Origin of the sequence: Nocardia sp. NBC_00511 (genome assembly GCF_045161165.1) — a bacterium.
In the GTDB taxonomy this organism is placed as follows: Bacteria; Actinomycetota; Actinomycetes; order Mycobacteriales; family Mycobacteriaceae; genus Nocardia.
Genome location: NZ_CP107849.1, coordinates 8670402 through 8693279, shown reverse-complemented (window position 1 = coordinate 8693279; position 22878 = coordinate 8670402). Strand labels below are relative to the sequence as shown.

Below are 22878 nucleotides of genomic sequence, written 5' to 3'. Positions count from 1 at the left end.
GGCATCACCACACCTTTCCTGAGCGTTGCTTCTCCTTGACGCCAGCGGCTTTCAGCAGCCGCCACACGTGCCGGACGCCGATGACGCACACGCAGGCGTCGATCTTGTCCGGGCTGTCGGGTGATTCCTTCTTGACCGTGACGCCCCAGCGGCCGTCAGCGCGGCGCGCGTTGCGCACATGCCGTGCGGTGCGCGAGTCGCCGTCGTGGGTGAAGGCTTTGTCGCGGATCTCGGCTTCGGTCAGTTCCGCGGCCATCGTGAAGTCGTAGGAGTGGCTGCGCATATCCCAGGCGACCGGCTCAGGGGTTTTCCCGCCCGGCACCGCCCACAACTGCAGCCGATCCTTATAGCGTTGCGGCCAAGTGACTTTCGTGAAGCCTTCCCATTCCTTCACGTCCGCGAAGAACGCCTGCACCGCATACCGGTCGAACGCCCGCTCCACGGTGGCGTCGATCTCGGCGACCGGCACCACCGACGTGGAGTCGTGGGAATTGCCGGGCTCCCACACACCGAGGGTGAACACATGCCCGTCCGAAATCCGCACGCCCAGAAGGGCGGTGGCGTCGCGGGACTTCGAGCCGTCGAAGAACAGCCCGATCGGTTCCTGGTCGGCCACCACGACGGTGGGGTCGGCGAGTTTGGCCCAGTCCTGCGGATCACACCAGGCGTCCTCGGGCGCGGTCGGCCAGTTCAGGTATTTGCGTTTCGAGTCGTCCGGGCGCGATTTCAGATCCCGGATACGCACCATGATCGGCCGCACATCCGCCCACCAGCAGTCCCCGTACACATGCTCGAGGGCTTCGCGTAGCGAATCGTCGTCGGCCATATCGGTATCGGCCGGGGCGATCCTTGCGTCGTAGAGGATCTTCGAGTCGTTGCGGGACCGGCCCTCCTCCTGGGCCACCCACGAATCGAACGAATCCTCCGCGACCGACCCGACACCGGGCTTCCAGGAGTTGCAGGTCTCCAACATCCGGTTGCCGGACTTGGTGAGGTTGTCCAGCAGCGTCGCCGCGAACGTCGGGCCGCCGTTGGCCGGCACCCACCACTCGGTCTCGTCGCCGGTGATATGAGTGGCCTCAGCGCCTTCCGCCGCACTCGACGACGATGTGATGACCTCGAGGCCACCTTCGGGCAGCCGGTTGTACCGGGTCCGGCCGAACTCCAGGTTGTGGTCGGCGCACACCCGCGAGCCCTTCGGAGCGAACGCCCGCACCATCCGCATCGTGTTGGCCGTCTGCGCCTCGGCGGTCGCCGCGATCTGCACCAGCGGCATCGCCACCGGCTTGCCGACGCAGCCGCCCGGCGATGCCGCGTCGAAGTCGTAGAGCCGCACCGGCGCGCACAGCTCGATCAGCGACAGCACCGCGGCGAACGGCGACTTGCCGCTGCCCTTGGCCAGCCGGCGCACACCGTGGTGATAGATCCAGCCGCCGGCCTCATCGACGGCGTACCAGTGCAGCAGGAACCGGATCTGGCTGTCGACGAATTCGAACCGCTGTCCGGCATGGTCGCCGTTGGGCTGGCGTAGATACTTCGACGCCCACTTGATCGCTTCCCAGCCGAGGGTCCGCCGCGGAATCTCCTCCGGCAGCGTGACCAGACGGTCAGCCGGAGAAGCGAGTGACGTACTCATTCAGCTGCACCACGGCCGCGTCCTCATCCAGATCGGCTTGAGGGCGCTGCACTTCGATACCGAGGCGACGCTGGTCGGCAGCCGAGACGAGCAGGTCGCGCATGTCGGCCTGCAGTGCAAGGTGCATCTGCGCCGAGGTCCGCTCCGCCGAGAGGTGCCGCGAGAGCAGCAGCGCCGTGACGCGGGCACGCTGCCAGATCGCCGCGGTGAAGTAGCGCCCCTCGGGCGAGACCTTCAGCGCGTCGTACCAGGCCACGGCGATCTCGTGCAGGCCTTCGATGTCCAACGGCGGTGCATCGACTGCACCGACTGGTGTGTCCAGGCCGTGCTCGGCTTCGAACTTCGGCTTGTTGCGGCGCCGGCGTTGATCGGAGCGCTTGGGTGGAACGGGCATCGCACACCTCCCCGGCGTGAAATCGGATCGAAAAGCGGATGGAACTTGGGTGCGACCAGCGGTTTTCCAGCACCCCGTATTTGGCTGCGGCCCCTGACCTGCGAACATCGGGAGCCGTACGGCCCGGCCGGCGCTATGTGACCCGAAGGATGATGGCCTAACCGAGGGAGGCATACCCCACCCCGGCATGGTTACGGGCCGCCAGCGAGCCCCTGGTGGGGCTGCCGTCGGTGCGGTGAGGCCTGGTGACCCCTGTTCGCTCTGCGGCCAACCTAGGGCAATTCACCCTACTTATCGTGACAATCACCAGGTCAGAGTGGTATTCTGATCCGATGGAGTGCAGCGTGTGCGGTCGGCCGATCACCTGGTCCGGTCGTGGCCGGCGACCCTCCGTGTGTGGCCAGCGATGCCGCAAGCGCAAGTCCCGCGAGCCGAAGGGACTGCCACAGACGCTGACGTCGCTGCCGCGGTGGACCACGCGGGACGGCAAGCGGCCCACCCAGCCCGACGGCCGGCCAGCCTCCTCTACCAACCCAGGCACATGGAGTGACCATGCGACCGTTCGGGATCTACCGAACGGGGTGATGCTGGGCGACGGGCTGGCCTGCTGGGACCTCGACGGGGTGATCGACGCGGCCGGTGTGCTGCACCCGGAAGCGGTCGCAGTGCTGCAGCAGGTCGGTCGTGACGCGCTGTGGATCGAGCGGTCCATGTCGGGGCGCGGGCTGCACGTCTTCGTGCGTGGCCATGAGGAACGCGGTCAGGTAGGTAAGCGGGTGTCGTACTACTCGCGAGGCCGGTTCATCGCGGTCACCGGAGATCGGTTCACTGCAGCCCAGGGTGTCGCTCGGCGGGCAGCCTGAGCTTCGCCCGCTTGGCAGCCAGTGCAACCTGTGCTTCGTTGCTGGTCTTCTTGGCATGGCACGGATGGCATGCCGCCTGCATGTTGGTGTCGTCGTCACTTCCGCCGGCGGCCACGTTGATCCGGTGGTCCATCTCTGTGGCTCGGCCGATGCAGCGGTTCGGGTAGCGCAGCTGGCAGTGGTAGCCGTCGCGCTCCAGGATGCGGGCTCGCTGCTTCTTGTGTCGTGCCGTGCCGACCCGTTCGCTGGCGCCTTTGCCCCAAGCCATGGCTGCTCCTAGTGCGTGGCCGTAGTCCCCGCACTGTCCCGATCGCTGGACCGGGACAGTGCGGGACAGCGACTACTTGTCGACCGCGTCACCGGCGACCAGGTTGACGATCGCGACACCACCGGGCACGACGTCCACAGCGAGAGTGGCGGTCAGGTCCGGGTTGCCTTCGCTGGTCGGCACCGACACGGTGACCACAGCGGAGCCGGGCTGGCCGGAGACGATCCACTTGCTCTTCGGGTCGATGGTGCCGTCGTCGAGGGTGACGTCGACGATCGAGGCGACCGCGGAGTTGTCGACGCTGAAGCTGATCGCGGCGTCGACGTCGTAGCCGGCCGCGTCCTGCGGGTCGGCGGTCAGCTGGAACTTCTGGGTGTCGACGATCTGCATGGCTTCTCCTACTTGGGTTCGGGGTTGCCGACGCGCAGGGTGAGCGTGGCGGCGGGTGTGGGGCGGCGCAGCCAGTCCAGGTAGCTGGAGGCTGCGGACAGCACGTCGTCGGGCTGTCCGTGGTGGTGGGTCTCGACGGCCAGGGCGAGCGCCTGCAGGCGGCGGTGGCGGTCGAGGGCTTCACGGTCGGGCATCGTCGCCCCCGTTGGACAGGTGCGCCTTCAGGGCTGCGAACTGGTCTCGGCCGAGCGCCTGCACTTGCTCGGCGGTGTAGGTGAGGCCGCAACCGTGATCGCGTCCGATGAGCTCAATGGGGTTCCCGGTGATCACGCCGCCTATGGCGTACCTCGGCTCGGCGCAGTCTGTGGCCGCAGGATCGGGCATGGGCACCTCCTCGGCTACCAGGTGCCCTGTGCGCGGGCGTAGAGGGCGATGAGCGTGAGCACGAGGCTCAGCAGGGCCACGGTCAGAGGGAGCCGCTGCCGGCGAGCGCACCGGTGAGCAGATGCCACGCGCCGCGCGGGAGGGCGAAGTCGTCGGCGGAGACGATGGACCAGAGGGCGGTGGCGATTACTTCGAGCATGGGATTCTCCTGGCGAATCGGGCGGAACATACCGGCTGATCGAATGCGACCAGCACGTTTGTGGGTCTCACCAGAGGTGGATGTGGCGCGCCAGGCGCTGACTGAGCCAGACGATCAGGCGCTCAAGCATCGGGACTGCGATAGAAACGAGTGCTCCTTGCGCCACACGCGCAGCTGCCACCGCCGGCGGGTGTGATGTGCCAGCCCTGGTCGCAGCCTGCACCTGTCTCGCTGTACATCCGGACGACGGCTTCGGCGGCCGAACGGTCGCGCTGCTCGGTGACATCCGGCGGGTTTATGCGGTGCGCCAGGCGGATCAGGCGGCCGGCCAACCACTTACGCATCGAGCTCCGTCACCATGCCGCAGGCACGGTCAGCACCCAACGTGATCCGTCGATGCCAGTGAAGGGGAACTCGTCCACGGCAGGTTCGTAGGCGCGCTCGAAATCGCTTGGAGAGCAGCAGGAGAACCCAGCGTCGGTAGGGATCGCGGGGATGCCTGGGGCGTTGTTGTTGCGGATCACCCAGTCGCCCAAGTCGACTCGGCGTGGTTCTTCGGTTGTTTCCAGCACCAGGAACGCCGCTCCAGGCTCACCTGGTGTGCGCATGGGGTGTGGGTCGCCTGGGCCGATGAACTGCACCCCACCACCGCACATGACGATCCAGCCGATGATCTCGCGGGTCGGTTCGATGCGCCCGTTGAATTGGACGGCGGTGACCTCAAGCGGCTTCGTGCGGAACTGCTTCACAGCGGGATGACGCGGATCGGTGCCCAGAACTCCAGCGAGCGCACCGGAGGGTGGAGCAGGGAGTTGATCCAGGCTTCGAGACAGGTCATCGCGGGTCCTCTCGACGGTCGGCCGGTGGCCGGAAGATGTTGTCTAGCTTCGTGTTTGGGGAGTTCTACTCAACCCCTTGCGCAATGTGTTCCCTAGGGTATATAGTTGTGTCATCACCCCGAGAGAGGAACCCGAAATGGCCACCAAGACCCGCAAGAACATCACCACCATCGAGGAAGCCGAGAAGGAGATCCGCAAGGCCTACCGCAAGGCCACCAAGGAGTACAACGGCGGCATCCGGATCCAGACCCTGCGCAACACGGTCGCGGTGGACACCCGGCTGATGGAGAAGACCCTGGCCGCCATGGCCGGCCAGGACGGGGTCCACTTCCGGGCCGAGGCCGACCAGAAGACCCTGAACTTCCTGGACTGGCAGCCGCGGATGGGCGGGATCATCCTGGGCGGGACGATGCGCCACAACCTCTTCCTCGAGCGGCGCTGAGCTGGCGAGCCGGGGCGGGTCGAAGCCGCCCCGGCTCAACCTGCACGGTACCGGGCACCGGCCGTGGCCACCTCAGGCCAACTCGATCGTTTGCCTAACGAAATTTCCCTCTTCCGACCACACGCCCAAGGAGATCCGATGCTCACCGACCACGACGCCCGCCATGCAGTCATCACCGCCATCGAGGCCGGCGAAGCCAGCCGACACGAGTTCGACATCGACGCCATCGTCAGCGACATCCGGGAGGTCACCGGCGACTACAACGTGGAAGCCGTCGACGCCGCCGAGTTCTGGACCGTCGTCGCCCGCCACGCCCGCTGACCACCGAAAGAGACCGCCGTGACACACGATCCGCTGGCCGCCCTGGAAAACGAAGACCTTCCTACCCCGACACCGTGGGAATCCATCGCCCAGCAGGCACGCTGGCTGGCCGAGGCCGCTGACCGCTGCGCGAGCATGGCAGCCGCGGACCTGGCTCCCACCGAGGATGCCGACCCCTTGGCCGATCTGGACGCTCGGGCCCGCGCGCTCGTCGGTGCGGCGGCGGCCTGTCGGCGGTACACCTGGCAGCAGCTGGTCGACAGCGGGCAGTCCTACGCGGCCGTGGGGCGCTTGTGGGGCAACGCGCTGTCCACGGTCCGCAACGCCTTGGTTGCTCAGGACAGGGCACGCTGAGGCGCAGCGCGCGGCGCAGCCTTCCCCAGCGGGGTTCCGAGGCACAGCGCTGCGGGCAACATGTGGGTCTCGGATGACTGCGCCGGCCGACGGGCTGCTGGAACGTCGGCGGTTCGCGCTGCGCGTGGGGGTAGATCCCGGTTGCGACACCAGACCTCACCCACGAAAAACCCCTGCTCAAACCGATTTTCGGGTCGGGTCGTCAGCAGTGGATTTGGGTCCAGACTACCTGACCTGCGGATTTATGGGAGCCGCTGCGAGTCGGCGTGTCCATGGCCGCTGCTGCTCTACGATCCGTGACGTGTCAGATGAATCGCTCCTCTGTGGCCGCTGCGTCGAGGTTGTCCACCGCGAGCCGCCGAATCCCGTCGGGCGCGGCGGTCAGGCGTGCGAGCAGTGCATGACCGAGATCCGCGAGGCCAATGCCGCGAACTGGGGCGGCGAGGGCTAGTCCGGCCCAGCCAGGAGGATCACCGCGACCTCGAGGCCGGATCGGTCGGGTCCGCGAGTCTTGCGCGGCGGTGGCGGGTTTTCGCTCGCGTAACCGGCGTCATATGCGGCGTAGTCAGCCCAAGCGTCCTCGTCCTCACGGACCTGGACGCGCATGTAGGCGGCGAGGCGTTGCTCGGCCTCGGTACCCGCCTCCAGCTTCACGAGAGCCCGTTCGATTCGGGCCCGCGCCTCGGCGTGCTCGCGGTACTGCCGCTCCTCGTAGGTCACGTACATGGGGACGCCTGCCATCCTGGGGTCCTGCTTGAGGCGCATCATCATCACGGTGGCGGGATCGAGCTCATCGGCACCCTGGTCCATCTCGTCGCTCATGGCTTCGATCCTCCCCCGCGTTCCCACGGCGGCAAGTACACCGCCAGTTCGCGCGGATCGTCCACGCGCACAGTCCATCCGGAGCTGAGAACGTCCACGAAACCCGACGGGTCGATATAGCTGACACGACCGATCGTGAACCCGCGCTGCACCAGATCGCCGACCTTCCAACCGGTTTCCACCGGCGCTCCTTCGTGGCGCTCGACCTGAGCCAGCTCCCACGAGCACTTCGAGCACCAGCGCTCACCCACGCTCACCAGGAAGTGACCGCCACAGGCCGGGCAGTCGATGCACGTCATAGCCACGTCCGGATCGTCTGGAAGTGTCCACGTGGGCATGCTCGGTGCGAGTGTCGCCCAGAGGGTGCGCATCTGACGACGGCCAGCAGCTCCGAGCGGGTCGCGCTCGTCCTGCGCTCTGATGCACCTCTCGCAGTGGCTCATGGCTTCGATCCTCCGCTGTCGCGTTCGTACCTCTCGATCGCGTAAGCGAATTTCAGCACTTCGAGATCAACCCGAAGCTCACCCTCCGAGAACCCAGGTGGGCAGTGATCTTCCTCGCTCATGACTTCGATCCTCCCCCATCGACGGCAGGAAGTGCGTCGATCGCTTCGGCGGCCGCCAGAGCACTCAACATGTCGGAACGGTCGCTCATCTCGGGCAGCACTACGAACACCGTCAGCTTGTTGAAGTAACCGAGCACGCTCGGTCCCACGTGTTTGCCATGCATCGGCTCCGCAGTCACTGGCACGATCCGGTCCCTGCCTTCGACCTCGACGTATCGGCCGGTGTAGTCGGGGTCAGGGTCGGTGAACCGCCAATGCCCGGCACCCTGAGATGTTTCCATCCAGCCAGGGACGCGGTCTCGGATGAGGCGCGCGATATCAGAGGCCGCGGTAGGTCGTTCTGGATCGTAGAAGCCGACTGGCTGGCTCATATGGCCGATCCTCCCCCATCGGCAGCCCACGAGCGGTCGTAGTCGGGATGGCCGAACCAGATAGCGGCAATCGGCAGCAGCACGGTGTCCTCGAACTCGATCTGCTGACTCGCACTGATCAGCGCCGCCCCAAATTCCATGACACGTCGCCATGCGGCAGCACTGCGCAACTCGCGCGCCGGGTCGTGGCGGGCGATGTGCTGGGATTCGGCGGTGCTCCTGACGTCGCATACGGGAATGCCAGCTTCGACGCGAGAAACCACCAGGAACTCTCGCCCGTAATCTTCCGCCCAGTCGCGCCGCGGTCCTTGTTCGGCACCTGCGGCAATGTCCTCATCCTCGGCAATCCGCGCCTCGATGAACTCCTCGATGGTCAAAGTTCGTCCTCACTCCGGCATGGGTCGTGATGGCAGACTCCGCAACTCGCACAGTAGCCACAATCTGGGCATCCCTCGACACGGCTGCAATCCACCGAATGACACGCCGTGCAGCCGGTTAGCTCCTTCATCAGCTCCGTCAGGGTCATGGCCTCGGTGATCACATGCTGGATGCCTTCAGTATCGCGCCAGGTGATCGTGAGCTCGATCGCCGGATCGTCTCCAGCGGTCACGCTTGAGCCGCCGAATCCCCGGCTGATCGCCTCTGTGATATCGACGATCTCGGCCGGCGTGCCCCAGTCTGCGTGCGGGCGCGACGCCGGCACGCGAGCAAGCCAGGTGAGCACGTCACGGTGGAAGCCCTCACGCCAGCCGCTCATGCTGCTGATCCTCCCTGCTTCTCGTCATCGGGATCCGGTGCGGTGTCGGCGTACCCGTCGAATCGGAACTCGGTCACGGGTTCGATGCCCCGTAGTAGCCGTCCAGCATGACGTTCAGCTCTGCCATGTCGGGATGCTCGGCCATATTCCGATCCACTCCAGACTGGAATGCGTCGTACAGGCTCTTGCAGCTCGCGTTGAACTCGATCGCCGAAGCCTTGAGCCTCAAGGCCGCAGCATGCATCTCTAATAGCTGCGCTTGGAGTCTCAGCAAGGCCGGGATCGGGTCGCTCATGGCTTCGATCCTCCCCCATCGACAGCCCAGGTGGACTGATAGGCGGGGTTATCGGACCAGATGGAGGCCACGGCACGTTGATCGGATTCGGGTAGCTCGCGAGCCGTCGAGGGCATGGCCAGCAGCTGGGTTGCGGTGCGTTCGGAGCGGGACCAGACGCTGCCGAAGCTGGCGCACCCCGGTCCTATCCCGCGGCGGTCCATCTCGGCGTGGAACAGCGCGGAGGTGATCGTGTCGACGTCCGCTGCCCGCGCGGTCGCTCGGGCCTCGATGAACTCCTCGATGGTCACGATATTCCTCCAGTCGCCCGCAACAAATCCTCTGCCGGAACCCTGACCGCCTCCGCAATCAACGCGAGCTGCTGCGTGTCGATCCGAGATTGCCCTTCCTCGATCATCTGCCAGACGATGGGGTCCATCCCGGCAGTGTCGGCGGCTTCCTGGATGGTGAGGCCAGCGGTCTGCCGGGCTTCACCGATCACGATGCCCAGTGTCTTCTCGATGCTGTGGTCACCGCTCATGCTGCTGATCCTCCCCGAATCTGTTCTCTCCGTTCGGAAATGAGCGGATAGAGCACGTTCAAGTACTCCCAGATGTAGACGCCGTACCACTCAGCCGAGCAGTCGTAGCACTCACCGGATATGCGCCGGTTGGGCATCCAGCCGCGCCCGATCTGTCGCACCCAGTACTCACACCGCAGCGATCGAGCGGGAGGCGGCTCGGTCCAATACTGGTACCGATCATCGACTCTCGCGGGCTTGGGCTGTTCGATCTCAACCCAGGGCTGCCCCACGCTGCCCGTCTTGCCTACCCGGCCCATGCCGCTGATCCTCCCTGCTTCTCGTCGCCCTGGGCGAGCTTCAGCGCGTCTCCGAGTCGATACACCTGCTTGTCGCGGTCGGAGATCTGGTGGTCGGTGATGCGTGTGCCTCGGTCGTCGACATGCTGCCAGCCGCGCGGCTCCAGGCGGTCGGTCTTGCGCCCGTTGGCCCACCAGTGCAGCGTCTGCTTCGACACCGGCACCCCGACGGCAGCCAGGACGCCACGCATCTCGGCGAGCGTGTACAGCTTGTCCTCAGCGATGAGACGCGCTTTGGCCTGCAGCTCGGACACATCGAACTGTTCACGGCAGCGCCCGCACCGAACCGACGTCTGGCCCCGCTCGGCACGTAGCACGAAGCCACACTCGTACCCGCTGTCCAACCAGGTTGGACACGGCCCCAGGTAGTTCAGTTCGAGGGGCCGGTCGACGACCTTGCGGAGCTCCTCGAGGGCACCAGCGATCTCGGTGAGCATGTCGCGTGCCGCCTCATGCGCACGCAGCTCGTGAGGATGGCACGCCATCCACACCGCGGCCTGCTCGACTGCGGTGGCGGGCGCGGCTAGGGCGTCGGGGGCGTGCCGGATCAGGCGGGCGTACTTGCCGTCAGGGCTGCGATGGATCGTGTTGGTGCCGCGGTCGGCCGGGTTGTAGCGGTTGTTGATGGCCAGCTGCGCCAGGCCACGCGCACCGACGGGTACCTCGGTGCGCAGGTGTTCGGACAGGACTCGCGCCCACCCGTAGACGGCCGCCTCCACGCGGCGATAGCCGCGGTCACCGGTCAGCTCGGCACCGACAGGGTCTTTGAGCTTGCGGGCGACCGACTGCACGGGCAGCCGGGACTCGGCGGAGCGGCCACCGACCCGCTCGCCCGAGAACTTCGCCTGCCCGGCGCGCATCGTGGCCAGGTCCGCGAGAACGCCCGGGACGGAGAGGAGTTCGTCGCGCAGGCGGTCGCCGCAGTGGATGCACAGGGTCAGGTGGTCGCCGACCGGGCGGGAGCATTCGGCGCACTGGATCTCATCGGCCATCGCGATATGCCTCCTGCATCTTGATGAGCTCTCGAATGTGTGGAGCAACCACAGCCCCGACGTTGCGGAGGTCGAACCATCCGTCCAACCGCGTGCTGGCCGGTGAATCGCTCTCGGCCACAAACGAGCCCGGCTCTCGGCAGGCGACGAACGCGGCATGCACCAGCTCGCCGAGCACTTCATCCAGCGGGCCGTCCGGCCATCCCTCGGGCAGTTTCAGTTCTCGTGCGGCCATCGGGGTTACGCCTCCTCGGTAATCGCGGTTGTCCGGCCGCTCCAACGGAATTCGGGGATCTCAAATGTCGCCAGCTCCGGCCGGATGCCGTCGCCGAGGTAGAAGCCCCTTGGTCGCTGGTGAGCCGAGCCCTTCCGGTACCAGTACGGCCGCCAGCTGGCGTCGTAGAGGGCGAGCATCCATGGCCGTCGACGGTGTGGTCGTCGGACCTTCATGCGCGGGAAGAACACACGGGTGAGTGGCTTCTGGCCTCGGCTCATTCGGTCACCTCCTGCCAGTCGGTGACGTATCGCCGGAACTGATGGACCACGGGATAGCCCTGCGCGTCGTAGTCCGTTCTCCGATACTCATCGACTCCGGTCGGCAGCATGTCGCCGTGGGCATCGACGTACTTGGCCATCTCACGCCGGTACTGGGGAGCCCAATCCTCATACCGCTCACCGGCGGTCGGGTTGTCGAGTTCGAACTGCATGCGGGCCAGGCGGTCGACTGCCTCCGCACGGATCTGCTCGGGGCTCATTCGATCTCCTGTCGCAAGTAGTCGAGCAGGAGCTGGCCGACCACGCCCACCGGAAGACTCAACGATGCGATGCTCAGGGTGTCGCCATTGACCACATGTGGTGTCGTGCGTAGCGGGACAGCCCAAAGGAAGTCGCCCGCAACAGCCGCGCTCCATAACGAAAGGTCGCTGATCCGCTCTCGTGCGGTCATTGTGAACGGGCCGGTCACGGCGATCTCGCCGGAGTTGTCGATCTGTGCCGCGAGACGAGTGGTCATCGCGGACGGATTCGCGGTGCCGTCCAAGCCCGGGTTGCCGACGTGGAGCTGGACGAAGACGGCGACGATCGTCTCGATGCTCATTGTCCACCTCCGCGCCGGTATCGCAGGATGCCGAAGAACGCAGCGATCGCCGAGTCGATCGGACCACGCCGAGGTTCGGCCGGCGGCGGTTCAACAGGGGCGAGCTGCGGCGGTTCCGACTCGGCGGGTGCCGAGGTCTTGAGCCTCGCCCGCTGCGCCCGGCAGCTCGCGCAGTACGGGTCGCCGCACCGGGACGCCACATGGCCTTGAGCAGTGCGGAGTTTCGCGTCCGCCCACTGCTGCATCCACAACGGAACGGGTCGGGAGGACATGGGGTGCTGGCTCATACGGCACCGCCCGGGCTCGCCTCGACAGCGCGCGGTGCGTGATCACCCTCGTGCTTGAGCGGGAGCTTGCAGTGCGTGGAGTGCCCGCAGCAGGGACACAGGAAGTACTCGCCGCACGCGTCGAAGAACTTCCCGTACTCGTCCACGGCGATCAGATCGTGGCCGTTGTGCTGTTCTGCGAAACGCGCCAGGTCGAAAGGGAACTGCACATCGAAGCGCCAGAAGGTTTCGTTGAGCGTGCGCATCACCGGCTCGGCCTTCACGACCTCCGGCAGCGAGGAGATCAGGGCTTGGATCTGTTCTCCGGCGTGGTTCCAGTCGAGACTGTGTACCTCATCGCAGGTGCGGCAGGCCAGGTTCCAGTAGTTGCTCACTTGGCACCGCCGGTGAACAGCTTCTTGATGCCGCCCTTGTAGAGCACATCCGTGACTTGATCGGTCACGTCCCCATAGTCCAATCCCGTGAAGTCGGTGGACGTGAAGATCTTCGGCAGGCTGAGGGAGCCGTTGACCTTGTTGTGCTGGGCCATGTAGCCCGATTCGGCGAAGCGGACCAGCAGGTCCACCTCTTGCTCTTCTTCCTGCTCGGCGGTCAGCGTGAAGGGCCAATCCATCAGATGCCCCAGCTTGTCGAGTCGATCACCGAGAATGTCGAGGGCGGTCATGTTGCCGTCGACCTGGAGCCAGAAGTTCCAGGTCTCTCCCTCGTGGTCGTTGGTCTCGATGAACCGGCGGTAGGTGGTCATCGCTTGTCTCCCTGGTTGTCTCGTTCGATTGCTGCTTGGGCGCGGGCGCTGATCGAGCGCCCCGCGTTGTCGTTGCTGGGGGTGCCGGACACGAGGTGGGGTTTGCAGTCCGGGCACGGGATGGGGCGGCCTTCGTCGTCGTGGCCGAGCCAGCCGCGGCGACAGGCAGGGTTGCGGCACTTCGCTGGCTCGGGATCTCCGAAGCGGTCAGGCATCGTGTCTCCTCCGGCAGACGTAGCCGTCTTCTGTGCTGGCGATCTCGTCCCCGACCTCGATGTCCTTGAAGCACAAGGCGCACCGCCCGTCGAAGCGCGCCGGGAAGAACCGCAGAGGGTCAGGTGCGGGGAGGTCTTGTTTGCGGCAGTGCGCACACCACGCCTTCGGCATGTCGGTGCGTTCGCAGAGTTCATCGCCCATCGCGGACCGCCTCACCGATATCCCCGACGGTGAACCGCGGCATCATGCTCGGCGTCTGGATCTCGACGACCAAGAGCGCGGCCGCGGCCTTGTCGATGCAGTCGTACGTTCCGCGGGAACGCTTCCGGTCACCGGCGAGCGGGAACGCCAGCACCAGATCCGCTCCGAGCGCGACCATCTCGGCGTTGCGACGCGGCCCGGCCGCCGGGCATCGGCCGTCTTCGCGTGGCCGGTGGTAGCAGTCCGGCGTGCAGGTCGCCCAGTCCGCCGGGTGTGGCTCCTCGACGATCGCTACCCCACTGCCGCCGTCGGGCAGCCGGATCCAGGACGCGGCGTGCGCGTCGGCTCTGGTGGGGCAGGCACCGTGCACGACGGTGAAGGTGTCCCCGGGATCGCAGTGCTCGGCCAGCGCCATCGCGAGGGCTTCCCACACGTCGTCCTCGCAGGGGTAATTCCTTGAGCCGGTGACGATTACGCGGAGGTGACTCATCAGCCGTTCACCTCCGGCTGCCACAGCACGGTCACCGGCAAGTACTGGGGGTCGAAATCCTGTAGCCCTCCGAATCCGATCATGTCGACACATGGGCGGCCGTCAGCGTCGATCGTCAGGCGCTGCGGCATGTCAAGGTTGTCGCGCAGGATCGCCCCGTCAGGCACGGTCGCCAGTTCCTCGACCGTCTCGATCACCAGGGCGGCTGGACGCCAAGCCTTGGTGGCGTTCCTCGCGCGTTCCATTGCCTGGTCGTGCGAGAGGATCTCGATGTCGGGCTGGTACACCTTGAGGACCTCAAGGAGTCGATGCATCTCCTCGATCACTGCCTGGTGCATCTCCAGCGCGTTGGAGAGCCGTTCCTCGGCGAGGATGTTTCGGTCAGACATGGGCGGCATCCTCTTTCAGGTATTCCGCAGGAATCGGTCGGTGCCGCACCCACCGGGACACATGCACCCATGCATGCGTCAGGCCGATGACACCGCGCACCTTGTCGTAGTTGATGAGCCGGATCGGCTTCCCGCATGCCTGGCACCGATTGCGCTCAGCCACGGTTCACCTCCGGCCGCCACAGCACGGTCACGGGCAGGTCGACATCCTCGGAGGGGTACGTGTCGGAGTGGCCGACGCCCTCCCATCCGCCCGCGACGCGACGTGCCACCCCGCCGAGGTCGGTGCGGATGACGGCATCGACCGGCAGCGGGGCCAGCTCCTCCGGGTTCTCAATCACCTGGGCGGGTGGACGCCAGCCCGCGTACTCCGCCCGCTCTGCATCGAGTTTGGATTCCGCTGCCACGGCACGCGCGGTCGCGTACTGGGTTACCTGCTCCAGCTCGGCGATACGGGCGTTGGCCGTGTGGAGTGCGACTGCGGCGTCCTTCCACTTCCTGGCGTCCTCGTCACTGCCCCGCATGTAGTTCCCCAGGATCCGGGGCAGGTCTGCCGGGTGGAACCAAGAGCCCTCCACGAGCACCTCGTCGTCAGGGTTCCGCTGTGCGGCCAGCTCGTTCACGCGCTGCTCCAGCTCGGCGATGCGGGCTTCGGCCGCCTCGGCGCGCGCCTCGGCGTCACACCGAAGCGTGTGCGGGGATGGCCCTTCCGCCCGCCGAACGTGCACGACGTAGCCGCGGGCGTTGGCCGGCGACACCTCGAACTCGACATAGTTCGGCGCCTGCCCGTCGTCCAGCATCCGACCGCACGCCAGGCTCATCGTCAGCACGAGTTCCCGGGCCTGCTCCGTGGTCGGGACTGTGGTGAGCGTGGCGACACCGCCCTGTGCCGTGAGGCTTTGGAGGCCGAAGCCATCGGCGGTCCGTTCGCTCTCCAGTTCGGCGATGCGCCGCTGCGCGGAATCCAACTCCAGACTGCGGTGCTCCAGCGCCTGTTGGAGTTGCTGCACCCGCAGGGCGTTCCCGTCGCCGCGCAGCATCGTCAGTTCGTCGAGCAGGGCGGTCAGCGTATCGGGATGCACTGCGGCGCAGTACTTGCCAGCCGGGCCGCCGAGAGCTCCGTCGATGCAATCCGACCAGACAGCGGGTCCGCCTCCGCCGTACGGCCAGCCGGGGTTGTGGGTCTCGGCGAGGGTGGCGGCCGCGAGCTGCCGGAGGTGGGCGTCGGTCGGGGCCTGGAGTGGGGTGGGGTCAGGCTGCGCCATGGCTGCTCTCCTGATCTTGGGTGGTGGATTGCGGTGGCCCAGCGGGCACGCTGGCGAGCGGCGGAGGCGTGGGCGGGGTCGCCGCTTGGGCGAGGGTCTCGTTGACGCCCTTGACGATCCCGCCGAGTCCGAGCGGGCGGCGTGGGCTGGCATCGAGAGCGCGTCGGGCCGCCATCAGTGACTCGTACTTGTCCTGCTGCTCGGCGGTCAGCGCGATACCGGCGTTACGGCCCAACGCAATTCGCCGTGAAGCGCGATGTGCGTCCGGGGGTGATACGCCGAGTTCCTGGAGTACGTGGTTGGCGTTCTCCATCAGCTCGCGCTGCTCCTCGGACAGCGCCTTGAGCTGTTCGAAGTAGGCGGCTCGGGCGTGCTGCACGATCGTGGACGGCAGCGGCCGGAAGCCCTCGGATGCTTCCTTGTAGGCGTGCCGGGCACCGACCAGCAGGTCATCGGGTGACAGCCCGGACTCCTGGAAGACCTCGGCCCACCCGAGCACCAGAGCGTCACCGCCAGCAGGGAAGTACGGGTCGCGGCTCTGGCAGATACCGATGACACCGGTGGCGGCGTCGATGAATTCCTCGCGGATCATCCCGCGATCTCCTTCCGGCCCGGGGCGGCAAGCTGGTTCGCGGCAAGGCGGCGCTTGAGGTCTTCACCGCGCTGGAAGGTGTCCAGCACCTTCTGATCGCCGCGTGCGACGGTGAGGCCCGTGGCTTGTGGGCGAGCAGCGACAGACCGGTTGGCCTGCTGACGGACGGTGTCGTACTTCTTGCGGAAGGTCGGCATCGAATGGATGACCGAGGACCAGAATTCGTCGGACTGACACCAGTCGAGCAGGCGCATCGCCTTGTCGAAGTCGCGGCCGTCGGCATCGAGCATGAGCCGGGCCTCGCGCCGCCATGTGTCGGTGATCTTCGGTGGCTTGCAGTCGTTCTCGATCATCCGGGCAACGAGGCGTTCGCAGAGGGCTTCGACGTCTGCACGCTTCGGCTCGGGCGTCCTCGGAGGCTTCGCCGACGAAGAAGTCTTTTTATCTTTCTTCTCTGGTTCTACTGGCTCTAGTTCATGCGTCACCGGTGACACCACCCCTCTCGTCACCGGTGACGCCACCCCTACTGTCACCGGTGACGAGAGGGGTGTAGTCACCAGTGGCGAGAGGGTGTCGTCACCGGTGACTAGGGGGGTGGTGTCACCGGTGACTACACCCCCCTGCTTTCCGCGCACCCGGACAGGGGCGTTGTGCAGGACGTATCCGTTCGCGGCCCGCACCTGGTGCGCTTCGTCGCGATCATGGGTGAAGCTGGAGCCCGCCGGATTCGTCCACCGGTGACGCACGGTGATGGCACCGATGACCTGAAGCTCTCGCAGAGCACGATCGAGGCTGCTGAGCGAAGTGCGCAGTCGCACAGCCAGCTTCGCCCGCGACGGCCGCGCCTTCAGTTCGCCGTTGGCGAAGCGGCGCAGCACCGCATACAAGCGCACGGCACGATCGGAGATCTCGGCGTCGATCACCCACTCGGGCAGGATCGCGAAGTAGCCGTCGACCGAGACGTCGAACTCCTCGTGCGCGCTCATTCGTCGAGCCCGTACGTGGGACTGCACTTGGCGCGCTTGATAGCCGCGCGTACCGCAGCCTCGCTGATGTCGAGTAATTCGCCGATGCGGGCGTTGGTGAATCCGTGCTCGCGGGCCAGCAGCATGTACCGGCGCTTGTCGATCCACACGGACTGCTCGGTCTTGCGCAGATGATCCAGCGCCGCGGTGAGATAGTCCCGGGCATCCCGGGCAGGAAGAACAGCGACGTCCACATAGCCAGATGGCACGGCGACGTTGCCCATTTGGGTAGGCTGCAGCACAGCCCCCTCCTTCGGTGAAGTCGAAGTGGGTGGGGTCAGTGGCCGCGTGGTGTTACCAGCACCTGCGGCCACGTCTGTATTCAGTTCGAAAATCTCTTCGATCCTACCGCAGCAACGCGGCGGCGAAGACTCCTGCGTACCCGATATGTCCGTGTCGCGCAACAAATTTCGAGCTACCCCAGCCCCTTCGGCACCCAACATCAGCGGTCCTCCTCCGAAGGTTCGTGCACGACCGCCTCATGCTCGGCTGATGCATCGTCAATGGATCCCAAATCCATGTCAGCAACGAGGATTTCGATGGCCTCCACCACCTCCGAGCCGTCGACTTTGCCCAGCTCGAGCGCCAGACACTGCCGCAGCATCGGACTGTCTACCGCCTTGGCCGAATTCAAAGCGCCGCGAAGATGATTCGGAATCCGATGCGCGCCGCTGAGGTGAATGAAGTTGCGGATCAACACCTCGAACGTCTGCGCATCCACCACCACGAACCCGACCTCGGCGAGCTTCGCCAAGTCCGCTCGCGTCGATGCCTCATCGGTGTCCGGACTACCCGCCGCCCACTTGGCAGGCATCAGCGGCAACACGCCAGCACTGCTAGTCGGACCGAGCACGACCATCTGCGCGAACAAGGCACGCGCCGATGCGGGCAACGCCCGGAACCTCTTGTCCCGCCAGACCGCACGAAGTACGTCATCACGCGCCATACGCTGGACCTCCGACCGGTGCGATTCCGCCCTCGTCATCGAGCAGCACCGGCACACGCCCGTGCAGCCCCGAGATGACCGGGGTCTCCGCGGGCTTCTCGCCGGGCCGGAGGTGAAAGCCCTTCTTGTGCGCGGCGTCCGGGTTGAGCTCGGCCCATCCATGGCAGCCGCGGACGCCGTCACCACACGCCGCGACACAGTTCGACCCGGACCACGGTCCGCCTTGGGATCGCTTGCGGCGGTGGTGAACCGACTCCGCCCGCATGACTCCGCAGATCTCGCACCAACCGCCGGAGCGTTCAGCCACGAGCGCGCGGGTACGGGACTCACCCGGGTTGCGAACCTTCGGCGGCCGCGGCTGCCGCTTGGCCAGCCGCTGCAGGGCGTGCGCGGTGATGAACTTCGGTTCGCGTCGGATCGTCATGCGGCCTCCCGGTATTGGGCGAGCAGCTTCTCGATCGCGGCGTGGTCGGTGGTCGTCTTCAGCTCGGCCCCGTGCTCGCTTCGGAACTCGGCGGCCACCTTGTTCGGGTCGATGCCGCGGGCGTTGCACAACCGCATGAGCTCGGCGCGCGCGAAGTCGGCCGGCGGAAGCTGGGCGGCGGCCCGCGCGGTCCGCGCCCGCACCTCGTCGGCAGAGGCGACGCCGCGCTTGGTGTCGGCGGCCAGCGCGGCGACGATCGCGCGCCCCCACGCCGAGGTCTCGGCGTTCATCAGCTCGGAGTCGCGGGTGAAGCTGGTCTTGCCGGGGAACGCTTCCCATGCCACACCGATCCCGGGCAGCACGTCGTCGGCGGTGCGGTAGGCGGCGGCCGTGTACACGATGAACGTCTTGTCGCCGATCGTTTCGATCCGGTACGGGGTGGCCGGATCCACGGGGCGTAGCGCCCCGTTCGGGTACTGCTGGCGGAAGTCCCGGATCCGCTCGGCGACCTCGACGTAGTCGTTGTTCTCGAACTTCTTCTCGCCCATACTCACTCCCCGTATGCCCATGCGGGCAAGCTCATTTGGTTGATGCCGCCGCGGTAGCCGGGCCAGTAGCCGAGCTCACGGCATTGCGCGTACAGGGCGATCGCGTCGTCCACGCGCCGCTCGGCTTCCGCGAGGGCTGCGTCGTCCCACTCGTGCAGCGACACCAGATACGGCCGGGTCTTCTCCTGGGCGAGGAACAGGAACTGCTCGACGTCGATCCCCAGCAGGCGCAGCACGCGCCGGTAGGTGACGTCCTGGATGTGGTAGCCGTAGTCCGCGCCGGACCGTTCGAACGGGCGGCGACCGGCGTTCTTGGTAGTCTTGTAGTCCAGCACCAGTGCCCGCTTGCCGGTCACGACCAGCCAGTCGAAGCGGGCCCGCAGCATCACCCAGTGCTGAGGGTCCATGGCGTACGCCGACATCTCCGCTTGACCAGGCAACGACAGCAGCTCGGCGACCTCGGGCACCTTGCGGGCCGCCTCGGCCATGTCGTGAACCATCTGGAACTGCTTGGTCTTCAACGCAACCTGGCCCTTGGCGCGGGCTGCTTCGCGTTCGGCCTTGGCCTTCGGCGTCCACACGTCGGTCTTCACCTCGACCACCTCCGGGCCCGCACCCAGCAGTAGGGAGTGGGCGGCGGTGCCCTCGTCGAACTCATCCGAGAACACCGGCGCTGCGGCCTTGAACCGCGCCGGGCCGCCCTCCTCGAGCAGCGTGCGCATCCCGGTGGAGGACAGGCTGTTGGGGTCCCCGTGGTAGATCTCCTCCGATATCCCGGCGTACAGGCCGGGAATGGACGGTGCCGAGATCTGTTGTGGTTCAGCCTTGTTGCAGTGATCGCATACCTCACGATCGAGGTCGCTCACCGCGCAGATGTCGTTGCTCATTGGTCTCCCTCGATGAATGCGGCGATGGTCCGGGCGACCTCGCCACTGAACGACGCGGTGAATCCGGTACGGCCTTCGTCGCGGCCGGGACGGCCGAGATCGTTGGTGGTGAAATGGAATCGGCCGTCGATGCCGCGGCTGACCACCATCTCCGTCAGGCCGTCCTGATCCCTCCACACGTCAGCGCCCGTGATCGCCCGGCCCGTCACGCGATGGCCTCGGTCCTGTCGGTGAACCGCAGCGCGTCTTCCCGCCGATCGGCCACCGCCTGCGCCCGGTCGGCGAGCGTCGACGGCGGGGCTTCGTACGGCACCCAGGAGGCGAGCGCCATGACCACCTGCGCCATCCCTTCCGGGTCCGTCGCGCACTTGTGCGCCAGTTCCCGGTAGAGCCAGGCGGTTCCGCAGTCCACCTCGCGGATGTCCTCGCAGATACGCAGGGCGTGCGCGGCGATCTCGTCGTGATCGGTGCGGGCCGCCATTACTGCGCCCCTGCAATCTGCTTCAGCTGCGCGAGGGCCGCGGCGTACTCGTCACCGTGGCCGCCGTCGCCGAGGTCGACGCCAGCGAACACGCCGTTCGTCGCCACCGGCCTGCTGACCGCGAGCCGTGCGCATGCCTGCTGCACCGAGCACTTCGCGCAGATCGCCTGTGCCGCAAGCACGACCTCTCGCCGCCGCTGATTGTCGCGGCGGCCGGGGGGGAAGAACGTCTCGGCGTTGCTCTTCTTGCAAGCGGCCTTGTCCACCAGAACGCTCACAGTGCCCCCATCCCATCGGCAATGCCATAGTCGCGATCGAGGTCCGGATCGTCGGGCCGGTCCTCGCCGTCGTCCTCGTCCTCATCGGGTTCGGTTGCGGGGCCGCAGCATTCGCAGGCGCGCATCGTGTGCCGCAGCGCGAGCAAGAAGATCCCCAGGACAGCGAGGACCGAGATCCCCGCAATCCCGTTCACCATCAGCTCCGCCATCGCGGACTTGCTCATCACGGGGTCACCTCCGGTCCGCCGTAGCGGTCGCTGTCCAACATCAACTTGAAGCGCACGTGCCTAGGGGTGTGGTCCTGCCCGTAGTCCAGGAACCCGGGAACCTCGGCCACCTTCGGCAGCAGCTCAGTGGGCGCGTTGGCGAGTGCGTCCCGCTTGGCCCGCTCCACCTCGGCAGCCGCGGCTGCCTTCTCCGCCTCGAGCCGCGCCGTCAGCACGTCGACGGTCAGCTGGTCGGGCACGCCTCGGCGCCAGAATGCGAGGCGCATCACCGCGCCCCCTTCGTCAGCTCGATCGCTATCGCGGGCATCACGGTGTTGCGAAACCACAAGTCCGCTTCGAGACCGGCCGCGCTCAGCCCCGCGAGATCGTCTATCCCGGAATGCCATTCGCACGTGTACTCGTTGAACCAAGACATCCCGATACCCCGAGCGGCCAGGGCCCGGTGAACGATCACAATCGCTCGCGCATGCAAGTCCGAACAGCTGGCACCGTTGGGTCCGGTGTAGCCGTACGCGGTGTCCCAGCCGAGTTCCACCCAGCACGCCGGGGTCCACACGCCGTCGCTGTCCTCGAGACGTTCATCGGTGGGATGCAACGCGGCCCCCGACCGAAAGTCGCAGTCGACAATTCCCGGAAGACCTTGACCGATGCAGGTGCCTAGGCTGGTCGAGCCATTTTCGTTCTGGCACGGGTCCCGCAGAACGGCGGTGGGGATGCGGTCGGCCTCGCCTGCGGCGACGCAGATCGCTTCCAGCGCAAGCTGAAAGGCCTCCTGCCCGTCGATCTCGCCGTGGATTGCCACTCTCGTGTGAAGCGTCACCGGTCGGCCTCCTTCGCCTGCAGCACAGCGACATCGAGCTCGGTCATGCCGGACTCGGTGCCGACCGGGGTCGGCTTCATGTCGAAGGCGATCTGCAGCAGCGCCTGGCCGATCTCCTCGTACAGGCGGCGCGCGTCGGCGAGCTTGAGGTGGACGAGCATCGTGCCGCCGTCCACGTCGATGACCACCTGGTCGCGGTAGACGATGTTGCGGCGGGCGGCCGCCGCGTTCTGCCTCGGGTGCGAGTAGGAGGTCACTGCCCATCCCCCATCCCGTGCTGCGCCATCCACGACGCAGTCGACGTCCAGCCGTCCACGGGCGGCAGTTGCTGCAGCCACTCGTCCCACGGCGGGGGTGCCGAGGTGGGCGTCGGATCCATCAGGAGCGCGCCGTTTTTCACGACCGGCGTCGCATCGTCGATGGCCGCCGCGTGGTGCACAGCGATACCGTGCAGCGCCTTCGCGACCAGCCCGACGTGGAACGCCGCCATGAAGCGGTCGGTCACGGTGAAGTGCAGGTGCTTCATGCCGCCACTCCGCCCATGAGCATCCGGATATCGCTCGCCACCTCGAAGGCGCGGGAGTTCGTCGGGTTGGTCGCCATCACCGAGTCCAGGTAGTCCGGCACCCCGGCCCTGTTCGAGATGGTCAAGCCCCACACCTGCTCACCGATGAGCCGCGGCATCGAGCCGGACTCCGTGCCGAGCAACGCCATCAAGTAGGTGGACAACGCCTTCGTCATCGCCCGACCGCCTCGGTGTCGGCGCGGAGGTCGGTGAGCGCGATCTGCAACGCGCTCAACGGAATCGTGGCGTCGAAGTATCCGTCTCCGGCGTCGCGGTAGTCCTTGGCGACGGGGCCGGACGCGATGGTCTTGAACCTGCGGATGGCCTCGGCCATGATCTCGCGGGTCCGGCCGTCGCGGGCCTGGTAGTGGACGGAGTGGGCGGGCCACGCGCAGTCCTTGAACAGCTGGGCCACGATGGCCGCGGTGAATCCGTCGCTGTCGTTCTCGATGAGGTCGGCGAGCGCCCGCAGGTCCCGTGCGACCAGTGCCTGATCGGGTGCGGAGGGGTTCAGAACGATGTCCATCAGGTACTCTTTTCACCTGTTGTGATTGGTTAGAAGGCCATCCGAGTTCGCACCTCGGTTGGCCGGATCCCTTCTCGCGAAGGGACGTTGGGTGCCCGCCCCGGGTCTCGTTCGGGGCGG

The 22878-nt window shown here is 66.6% G+C and carries 49 protein-coding genes; 5 read left to right on the top strand and 44 right to left on the bottom strand.

Going from position 1 to position 22878, the window contains the following annotated elements; translation table 11 throughout:
* Positions 1-4 precede the first annotated feature (4 nt).
* The gene (locus OG300_RS40435) at positions 5-1636 is read right to left on the bottom strand and encodes a terminase (protein WP_405490465.1); all 1632 of its coding nucleotides are present in this window, start codon (positions 1634-1636) and stop codon (positions 5-7) included.
* A complete protein-coding gene (locus OG300_RS40430) occupies positions 1608-2030 on the bottom strand; it encodes a hypothetical protein (RefSeq protein WP_405490463.1) in 423 nt (140 codons plus the stop codon). Before OG300_RS40430 ends, OG300_RS40435 begins: the two co-directional genes overlap by 29 nt.
* 584 nt (positions 2031-2614) lie before the next feature.
* On the opposite strand from OG300_RS40430, the gene OG300_RS40425 reads away from it, so the two are divergent.
* Positions 2615-2893, top strand: coding sequence for a hypothetical protein (locus OG300_RS40425; protein WP_405490461.1), 279 nt, complete (start codon positions 2615-2617; stop codon positions 2891-2893).
* On the opposite strand, the gene OG300_RS40420 is transcribed toward OG300_RS40425, so the two are convergent.
* The 5 genes from OG300_RS40420 to OG300_RS40400 form a co-directional block, all read right to left on the bottom strand.
* On the bottom strand, positions 2856-3161 hold the full coding sequence (locus OG300_RS40420; protein ID WP_405490459.1) for an HNH endonuclease: 306 nt from the start codon (positions 3159-3161) through the stop codon (positions 2856-2858). The genes OG300_RS40425 and OG300_RS40420 overlap by 38 nt on opposite strands.
* Positions 3162-3233: 72 nt before the next feature.
* Entirely contained in the window at positions 3234-3551 is a 318-nt protein-coding gene (locus tag OG300_RS40415) for a hypothetical protein (protein WP_405490457.1), read from the bottom strand.
* An 8-nt stretch (positions 3552-3559) separates the two neighbouring features.
* The gene (locus tag OG300_RS40410) at positions 3560-3745 is read right to left on the bottom strand and encodes a hypothetical protein (protein WP_405490455.1); all 186 of its coding nucleotides are present in this window, start codon (positions 3743-3745) and stop codon (positions 3560-3562) included.
* Positions 3732-3935, bottom strand: coding sequence for a hypothetical protein (locus tag OG300_RS40405; RefSeq protein WP_405490454.1), 204 nt, complete (start codon positions 3933-3935; stop codon positions 3732-3734). Before OG300_RS40405 ends, OG300_RS40410 begins: the two co-directional genes overlap by 14 nt.
* Positions 3936-4487: 552 nt before the next feature.
* The gene (locus OG300_RS40400; protein ID WP_405490452.1) at positions 4488-4883 is read right to left on the bottom strand and encodes a hypothetical protein; all 396 of its coding nucleotides are present in this window, start codon (positions 4881-4883) and stop codon (positions 4488-4490) included.
* 226 nt (positions 4884-5109) lie between these two features.
* On the opposite strand from OG300_RS40400, the gene OG300_RS40395 reads away from it, so the two are divergent.
* The 4 genes from OG300_RS40395 (at position 5110) to OG300_RS40380 (ending at position 6541) form a co-directional block, all read left to right on the top strand.
* Positions 5110-5415, top strand: a complete 306-nt coding sequence (locus OG300_RS40395) for a hypothetical protein (protein ID WP_405490450.1) — start codon at positions 5110-5112, stop codon at positions 5413-5415.
* Between the two features lie 138 nt (positions 5416-5553).
* Entirely contained in the window at positions 5554-5736 is a 183-nt protein-coding gene (locus OG300_RS40390; RefSeq protein ID WP_405490448.1) for a hypothetical protein, read from the top strand.
* Positions 5737-5754: 18 nt separating this feature from the next.
* Positions 5755-6090, top strand: a complete 336-nt coding sequence (locus tag OG300_RS40385; protein ID WP_405490446.1) for a hypothetical protein — start codon at positions 5755-5757, stop codon at positions 6088-6090.
* 301 nt (positions 6091-6391) lie between these two features.
* Positions 6392-6541 carry a hypothetical protein gene (locus OG300_RS40380; protein ID WP_405490444.1) on the top strand — a complete coding sequence of 50 codons (150 nt, stop codon included), beginning with the start codon at positions 6392-6394 and terminating at the stop codon, positions 6539-6541.
* On the opposite strand, the gene OG300_RS40375 is transcribed toward OG300_RS40380, so the two are convergent.
* From OG300_RS40375 to OG300_RS40195, 37 genes are all read right to left on the bottom strand, one after another.
* Positions 6538-6912: a hypothetical protein gene (locus OG300_RS40375; protein ID WP_405490442.1), complete on the bottom strand. Its 375-nt coding sequence runs from the start codon at positions 6910-6912 to the stop codon at positions 6538-6540. The two genes, OG300_RS40380 and OG300_RS40375, sit on opposite strands and share 4 nt — an antisense overlap.
* The gene (locus OG300_RS40370; RefSeq protein ID WP_405490440.1) at positions 6909-7217 is read right to left on the bottom strand and encodes a hypothetical protein; all 309 of its coding nucleotides are present in this window, start codon (positions 7215-7217) and stop codon (positions 6909-6911) included. The genes OG300_RS40375 and OG300_RS40370 overlap by 4 nt, the downstream gene beginning before the upstream one ends.
* A gap of 256 nt (positions 7218-7473) precedes the next feature.
* The gene (locus OG300_RS40365; protein ID WP_405490439.1) at positions 7474-7848 is read right to left on the bottom strand and encodes a hypothetical protein; all 375 of its coding nucleotides are present in this window, start codon (positions 7846-7848) and stop codon (positions 7474-7476) included.
* Positions 7845-8225: a DUF6221 family protein gene (locus OG300_RS40360; RefSeq protein ID WP_405490437.1), complete on the bottom strand. Its 381-nt coding sequence runs from the start codon at positions 8223-8225 to the stop codon at positions 7845-7847. The genes OG300_RS40365 and OG300_RS40360 overlap by 4 nt, the downstream gene beginning before the upstream one ends.
* Positions 8222-8605, bottom strand: coding sequence for a hypothetical protein (locus OG300_RS40355; RefSeq protein ID WP_405490435.1), 384 nt, complete (start codon positions 8603-8605; stop codon positions 8222-8224). The genes OG300_RS40360 and OG300_RS40355 overlap by 4 nt, the downstream gene beginning before the upstream one ends.
* Positions 8606-8678: 73 nt before the next feature.
* Positions 8679-8900, bottom strand: a complete 222-nt coding sequence (locus OG300_RS40350; protein ID WP_405490433.1) for a hypothetical protein — start codon at positions 8898-8900, stop codon at positions 8679-8681.
* Positions 8897-9190 carry a hypothetical protein gene (locus OG300_RS40345; RefSeq protein WP_405490431.1) on the bottom strand — a complete coding sequence of 98 codons (294 nt, stop codon included), beginning with the start codon at positions 9188-9190 and terminating at the stop codon, positions 8897-8899. The genes OG300_RS40350 and OG300_RS40345 overlap by 4 nt, the downstream gene beginning before the upstream one ends.
* Positions 9187-9420: a helix-turn-helix domain-containing protein gene (locus OG300_RS40340; RefSeq protein ID WP_405490429.1), complete on the bottom strand. Its 234-nt coding sequence runs from the start codon at positions 9418-9420 to the stop codon at positions 9187-9189. Before OG300_RS40340 ends, OG300_RS40345 begins: the two co-directional genes overlap by 4 nt.
* A 286-nt stretch (positions 9421-9706) precedes the next feature.
* On the bottom strand, positions 9707-10750 hold the full coding sequence (locus tag OG300_RS40335) for a hypothetical protein (RefSeq protein WP_405490427.1): 1044 nt from the start codon (positions 10748-10750) through the stop codon (positions 9707-9709).
* Positions 10740-10985 carry a hypothetical protein gene (locus tag OG300_RS40330; RefSeq protein WP_405490425.1) on the bottom strand — a complete coding sequence of 82 codons (246 nt, stop codon included), beginning with the start codon at positions 10983-10985 and terminating at the stop codon, positions 10740-10742. Before OG300_RS40330 ends, OG300_RS40335 begins: the two co-directional genes overlap by 11 nt.
* Positions 10986-10990: 5 nt before the next feature.
* A complete protein-coding gene (locus tag OG300_RS40325; RefSeq protein WP_405490423.1) occupies positions 10991-11245 on the bottom strand; it encodes a hypothetical protein in 255 nt (84 codons plus the stop codon).
* A complete protein-coding gene (locus tag OG300_RS40320) occupies positions 11242-11505 on the bottom strand; it encodes a hypothetical protein (protein WP_405490421.1) in 264 nt (87 codons plus the stop codon). Before OG300_RS40320 ends, OG300_RS40325 begins: the two co-directional genes overlap by 4 nt.
* Positions 11502-11846 (bottom strand): hypothetical protein, encoded by a 345-nt coding sequence (locus tag OG300_RS40315; protein ID WP_405490419.1) that lies wholly within the window; start codon positions 11844-11846, stop codon positions 11502-11504. Before OG300_RS40315 ends, OG300_RS40320 begins: the two co-directional genes overlap by 4 nt.
* Positions 11847-12129: 283 nt before the next feature.
* Entirely contained in the window at positions 12130-12507 is a 378-nt protein-coding gene (locus OG300_RS40310; protein ID WP_405490417.1) for a hypothetical protein, read from the bottom strand.
* Positions 12504-12878 (bottom strand): hypothetical protein, encoded by a 375-nt coding sequence (locus tag OG300_RS40305; protein ID WP_405490415.1) that lies wholly within the window; start codon positions 12876-12878, stop codon positions 12504-12506. Before OG300_RS40305 ends, OG300_RS40310 begins: the two co-directional genes overlap by 4 nt.
* A gap of 207 nt (positions 12879-13085) precedes the next feature.
* Positions 13086-13295, bottom strand: a complete 210-nt coding sequence (locus OG300_RS40300; RefSeq protein WP_405490413.1) for a hypothetical protein — start codon at positions 13293-13295, stop codon at positions 13086-13088.
* Positions 13285-13785: an SLOG family protein gene (locus tag OG300_RS40295; protein ID WP_405490412.1), complete on the bottom strand. Its 501-nt coding sequence runs from the start codon at positions 13783-13785 to the stop codon at positions 13285-13287. Before OG300_RS40295 ends, OG300_RS40300 begins: the two co-directional genes overlap by 11 nt.
* Complete coding sequence (locus OG300_RS40290) at positions 13785-14174, bottom strand: hypothetical protein (RefSeq protein WP_405490410.1); 390 nt, start codon at positions 14172-14174, stop codon at positions 13785-13787. Before OG300_RS40290 ends, OG300_RS40295 begins: the two co-directional genes overlap by 1 nt.
* A complete protein-coding gene (locus tag OG300_RS40285; RefSeq protein ID WP_405490408.1) occupies positions 14167-14337 on the bottom strand; it encodes a hypothetical protein in 171 nt (56 codons plus the stop codon). Before OG300_RS40285 ends, OG300_RS40290 begins: the two co-directional genes overlap by 8 nt.
* Entirely contained in the window at positions 14330-15439 is a 1110-nt protein-coding gene (locus tag OG300_RS40280; protein WP_405490406.1) for a hypothetical protein, read from the bottom strand. Before OG300_RS40280 ends, OG300_RS40285 begins: the two co-directional genes overlap by 8 nt.
* Positions 15426-16031 (bottom strand): hypothetical protein, encoded by a 606-nt coding sequence (locus OG300_RS40275; RefSeq protein WP_405490404.1) that lies wholly within the window; start codon positions 16029-16031, stop codon positions 15426-15428. Before OG300_RS40275 ends, OG300_RS40280 begins: the two co-directional genes overlap by 14 nt.
* The gene (locus OG300_RS40270) at positions 16028-17017 is read right to left on the bottom strand and encodes a hypothetical protein (RefSeq protein WP_405490402.1); all 990 of its coding nucleotides are present in this window, start codon (positions 17015-17017) and stop codon (positions 16028-16030) included. Before OG300_RS40270 ends, OG300_RS40275 begins: the two co-directional genes overlap by 4 nt.
* Positions 17014-17280 (bottom strand): sigma factor-like helix-turn-helix DNA-binding protein, encoded by a 267-nt coding sequence (locus tag OG300_RS40265; protein WP_405490400.1) that lies wholly within the window; start codon positions 17278-17280, stop codon positions 17014-17016. Before OG300_RS40265 ends, OG300_RS40270 begins: the two co-directional genes overlap by 4 nt.
* A gap of 218 nt (positions 17281-17498) precedes the next feature.
* Positions 17499-18002 carry a hypothetical protein gene (locus tag OG300_RS40260; protein WP_405490398.1) on the bottom strand — a complete coding sequence of 168 codons (504 nt, stop codon included), beginning with the start codon at positions 18000-18002 and terminating at the stop codon, positions 17499-17501.
* Positions 17992-18426, bottom strand: a complete 435-nt coding sequence (locus OG300_RS40255) for an HNH endonuclease (protein ID WP_405490396.1) — start codon at positions 18424-18426, stop codon at positions 17992-17994. The genes OG300_RS40260 and OG300_RS40255 overlap by 11 nt, the downstream gene beginning before the upstream one ends.
* Positions 18423-18974 (bottom strand): hypothetical protein, encoded by a 552-nt coding sequence (locus OG300_RS40250; RefSeq protein WP_405490394.1) that lies wholly within the window; start codon positions 18972-18974, stop codon positions 18423-18425. The genes OG300_RS40255 and OG300_RS40250 overlap by 4 nt, the downstream gene beginning before the upstream one ends.
* A gap of 2 nt (positions 18975-18976) precedes the next feature.
* Positions 18977-19861, bottom strand: a complete 885-nt coding sequence (locus tag OG300_RS40245) for a PD-(D/E)XK nuclease-like domain-containing protein (protein WP_405490392.1) — start codon at positions 19859-19861, stop codon at positions 18977-18979.
* On the bottom strand, positions 19858-20070 hold the full coding sequence (locus OG300_RS40240; RefSeq protein WP_405490390.1) for a hypothetical protein: 213 nt from the start codon (positions 20068-20070) through the stop codon (positions 19858-19860). Before OG300_RS40240 ends, OG300_RS40245 begins: the two co-directional genes overlap by 4 nt.
* Entirely contained in the window at positions 20067-20342 is a 276-nt protein-coding gene (locus OG300_RS40235) for a hypothetical protein (protein WP_405490388.1), read from the bottom strand. The genes OG300_RS40240 and OG300_RS40235 overlap by 4 nt, the downstream gene beginning before the upstream one ends.
* The gene (locus OG300_RS40230; protein ID WP_405490386.1) at positions 20342-20620 is read right to left on the bottom strand and encodes a WhiB family transcriptional regulator; all 279 of its coding nucleotides are present in this window, start codon (positions 20618-20620) and stop codon (positions 20342-20344) included. Before OG300_RS40230 ends, OG300_RS40235 begins: the two co-directional genes overlap by 1 nt.
* Positions 20617-20844: a hypothetical protein gene (locus OG300_RS40225; RefSeq protein WP_405490385.1), complete on the bottom strand. Its 228-nt coding sequence runs from the start codon at positions 20842-20844 to the stop codon at positions 20617-20619. The genes OG300_RS40230 and OG300_RS40225 overlap by 4 nt, the downstream gene beginning before the upstream one ends.
* Positions 20844-21113 carry a hypothetical protein gene (locus tag OG300_RS40220; RefSeq protein WP_405490383.1) on the bottom strand — a complete coding sequence of 90 codons (270 nt, stop codon included), beginning with the start codon at positions 21111-21113 and terminating at the stop codon, positions 20844-20846. Before OG300_RS40220 ends, OG300_RS40225 begins: the two co-directional genes overlap by 1 nt.
* Positions 21113-21667, bottom strand: coding sequence for a hypothetical protein (locus tag OG300_RS40215; RefSeq protein WP_405490381.1), 555 nt, complete (start codon positions 21665-21667; stop codon positions 21113-21115). The genes OG300_RS40220 and OG300_RS40215 overlap by 1 nt, the downstream gene beginning before the upstream one ends.
* On the bottom strand, positions 21664-21924 hold the full coding sequence (locus tag OG300_RS40210; protein ID WP_405490379.1) for a hypothetical protein: 261 nt from the start codon (positions 21922-21924) through the stop codon (positions 21664-21666). The genes OG300_RS40215 and OG300_RS40210 overlap by 4 nt, the downstream gene beginning before the upstream one ends.
* A complete protein-coding gene (locus tag OG300_RS40205) occupies positions 21921-22193 on the bottom strand; it encodes a hypothetical protein (RefSeq protein ID WP_405490377.1) in 273 nt (90 codons plus the stop codon). The genes OG300_RS40210 and OG300_RS40205 overlap by 4 nt, the downstream gene beginning before the upstream one ends.
* On the bottom strand, positions 22190-22408 hold the full coding sequence (locus OG300_RS40200; RefSeq protein ID WP_405490374.1) for a hypothetical protein: 219 nt from the start codon (positions 22406-22408) through the stop codon (positions 22190-22192). Before OG300_RS40200 ends, OG300_RS40205 begins: the two co-directional genes overlap by 4 nt.
* A complete protein-coding gene (locus tag OG300_RS40195; protein WP_405490372.1) occupies positions 22405-22758 on the bottom strand; it encodes a hypothetical protein in 354 nt (117 codons plus the stop codon). Before OG300_RS40195 ends, OG300_RS40200 begins: the two co-directional genes overlap by 4 nt.
* Positions 22759-22878 lie beyond the last annotated feature (120 nt).

Excerpts from the sequence above, each read along its gene's own strand:
- OG300_RS40435 (WP_405490465.1), bottom strand. The coding sequence starts at position 1,636 with ATGAGTACGTCACTCGCTTCTCCGGCTGACCGTCTGGTCACGCTGCCG.
- OG300_RS40430 (WP_405490463.1), bottom strand. The coding sequence starts at position 2,030 with ATGCCCGTTCCACCCAAGCGCTCCGATCAACGCCGGCGCCGCAACAAG.
- OG300_RS40425 (WP_405490461.1), top strand. The coding sequence starts at position 2,615 with ATGCTGGGCGACGGGCTGGCCTGCTGGGACCTCGACGGGGTGATCGAC.
- OG300_RS40420 (WP_405490459.1), bottom strand. The coding sequence starts at position 3,161 with ATGGCTTGGGGCAAAGGCGCCAGCGAACGGGTCGGCACGGCACGACAC.
- OG300_RS40415 (WP_405490457.1), bottom strand. The coding sequence starts at position 3,551 with ATGCAGATCGTCGACACCCAGAAGTTCCAGCTGACCGCCGACCCGCAG.
- OG300_RS40410 (WP_405490455.1), bottom strand. The coding sequence starts at position 3,745 with ATGCCCGACCGTGAAGCCCTCGACCGCCACCGCCGCCTGCAGGCGCTC.
- OG300_RS40405 (WP_405490454.1), bottom strand. The coding sequence starts at position 3,935 with ATGCCCGATCCTGCGGCCACAGACTGCGCCGAGCCGAGGTACGCCATA.
- OG300_RS40395 (WP_405490450.1), top strand. The coding sequence starts at position 5,110 with ATGGCCACCAAGACCCGCAAGAACATCACCACCATCGAGGAAGCCGAG.
- OG300_RS40390 (WP_405490448.1), top strand. The coding sequence starts at position 5,554 with ATGCTCACCGACCACGACGCCCGCCATGCAGTCATCACCGCCATCGAG.
- OG300_RS40375 (WP_405490442.1), bottom strand. The coding sequence starts at position 6,912 with ATGAGCGACGAGATGGACCAGGGTGCCGATGAGCTCGATCCCGCCACC.
- OG300_RS40365 (WP_405490439.1), bottom strand. The coding sequence starts at position 7,848 with ATGAGCCAGCCAGTCGGCTTCTACGATCCAGAACGACCTACCGCGGCC.
- OG300_RS40355 (WP_405490435.1), bottom strand. The coding sequence starts at position 8,605 with ATGAGCGGCTGGCGTGAGGGCTTCCACCGTGACGTGCTCACCTGGCTT.
- OG300_RS40350 (WP_405490433.1), bottom strand. The coding sequence starts at position 8,900 with ATGAGCGACCCGATCCCGGCCTTGCTGAGACTCCAAGCGCAGCTATTA.
- OG300_RS40340 (WP_405490429.1), bottom strand. The coding sequence starts at position 9,420 with ATGAGCGGTGACCACAGCATCGAGAAGACACTGGGCATCGTGATCGGT.
- OG300_RS40335 (WP_405490427.1), bottom strand. The coding sequence starts at position 10,750 with ATGGCCGATGAGATCCAGTGCGCCGAATGCTCCCGCCCGGTCGGCGAC.
- OG300_RS40330 (WP_405490425.1), bottom strand. The coding sequence starts at position 10,985 with ATGGCCGCACGAGAACTGAAACTGCCCGAGGGATGGCCGGACGGCCCG.
- OG300_RS40325 (WP_405490423.1), bottom strand. The coding sequence starts at position 11,245 with ATGAGCCGAGGCCAGAAGCCACTCACCCGTGTGTTCTTCCCGCGCATG.
- OG300_RS40320 (WP_405490421.1), bottom strand. The coding sequence starts at position 11,505 with ATGAGCCCCGAGCAGATCCGTGCGGAGGCAGTCGACCGCCTGGCCCGC.
- OG300_RS40315 (WP_405490419.1), bottom strand. The coding sequence starts at position 11,846 with ATGAGCATCGAGACGATCGTCGCCGTCTTCGTCCAGCTCCACGTCGGC.
- OG300_RS40305 (WP_405490415.1), bottom strand. The coding sequence starts at position 12,878 with ATGACCACCTACCGCCGGTTCATCGAGACCAACGACCACGAGGGAGAG.
- OG300_RS40300 (WP_405490413.1), bottom strand. The coding sequence starts at position 13,295 with ATGGGCGATGAACTCTGCGAACGCACCGACATGCCGAAGGCGTGGTGT.
- OG300_RS40295 (WP_405490412.1), bottom strand. The coding sequence starts at position 13,785 with ATGAGTCACCTCCGCGTAATCGTCACCGGCTCAAGGAATTACCCCTGC.
- OG300_RS40290 (WP_405490410.1), bottom strand. The coding sequence starts at position 14,174 with ATGTCTGACCGAAACATCCTCGCCGAGGAACGGCTCTCCAACGCGCTG.
- OG300_RS40280 (WP_405490406.1), bottom strand. The coding sequence starts at position 15,439 with ATGGCGCAGCCTGACCCCACCCCACTCCAGGCCCCGACCGACGCCCAC.
- OG300_RS40275 (WP_405490404.1), bottom strand. The coding sequence starts at position 16,031 with ATGATCCGCGAGGAATTCATCGACGCCGCCACCGGTGTCATCGGTATC.
- OG300_RS40270 (WP_405490402.1), bottom strand. The coding sequence starts at position 17,017 with ATGAGCGCGCACGAGGAGTTCGACGTCTCGGTCGACGGCTACTTCGCG.
- OG300_RS40265 (WP_405490400.1), bottom strand. The coding sequence starts at position 17,280 with ATGGGCAACGTCGCCGTGCCATCTGGCTATGTGGACGTCGCTGTTCTT.
- OG300_RS40260 (WP_405490398.1), bottom strand. The coding sequence starts at position 18,002 with ATGGCGCGTGATGACGTACTTCGTGCGGTCTGGCGGGACAAGAGGTTC.
- OG300_RS40255 (WP_405490396.1), bottom strand. The coding sequence starts at position 18,426 with ATGACGATCCGACGCGAACCGAAGTTCATCACCGCGCACGCCCTGCAG.
- OG300_RS40250 (WP_405490394.1), bottom strand. The coding sequence starts at position 18,974 with ATGGGCGAGAAGAAGTTCGAGAACAACGACTACGTCGAGGTCGCCGAG.
- OG300_RS40245 (WP_405490392.1), bottom strand. The coding sequence starts at position 19,861 with ATGAGCAACGACATCTGCGCGGTGAGCGACCTCGATCGTGAGGTATGC.
- OG300_RS40235 (WP_405490388.1), bottom strand. The coding sequence starts at position 20,342 with ATGGCGGCCCGCACCGATCACGACGAGATCGCCGCGCACGCCCTGCGT.
- OG300_RS40225 (WP_405490385.1), bottom strand. The coding sequence starts at position 20,844 with ATGAGCAAGTCCGCGATGGCGGAGCTGATGGTGAACGGGATTGCGGGG.
- OG300_RS40220 (WP_405490383.1), bottom strand. The coding sequence starts at position 21,113 with ATGCGCCTCGCATTCTGGCGCCGAGGCGTGCCCGACCAGCTGACCGTC.
- OG300_RS40205 (WP_405490377.1), bottom strand. The coding sequence starts at position 22,193 with ATGAAGCACCTGCACTTCACCGTGACCGACCGCTTCATGGCGGCGTTC.
- OG300_RS40200 (WP_405490374.1), bottom strand. The coding sequence starts at position 22,408 with ATGACGAAGGCGTTGTCCACCTACTTGATGGCGTTGCTCGGCACGGAG.
- OG300_RS40195 (WP_405490372.1), bottom strand. The coding sequence starts at position 22,758 with ATGGACATCGTTCTGAACCCCTCCGCACCCGATCAGGCACTGGTCGCA.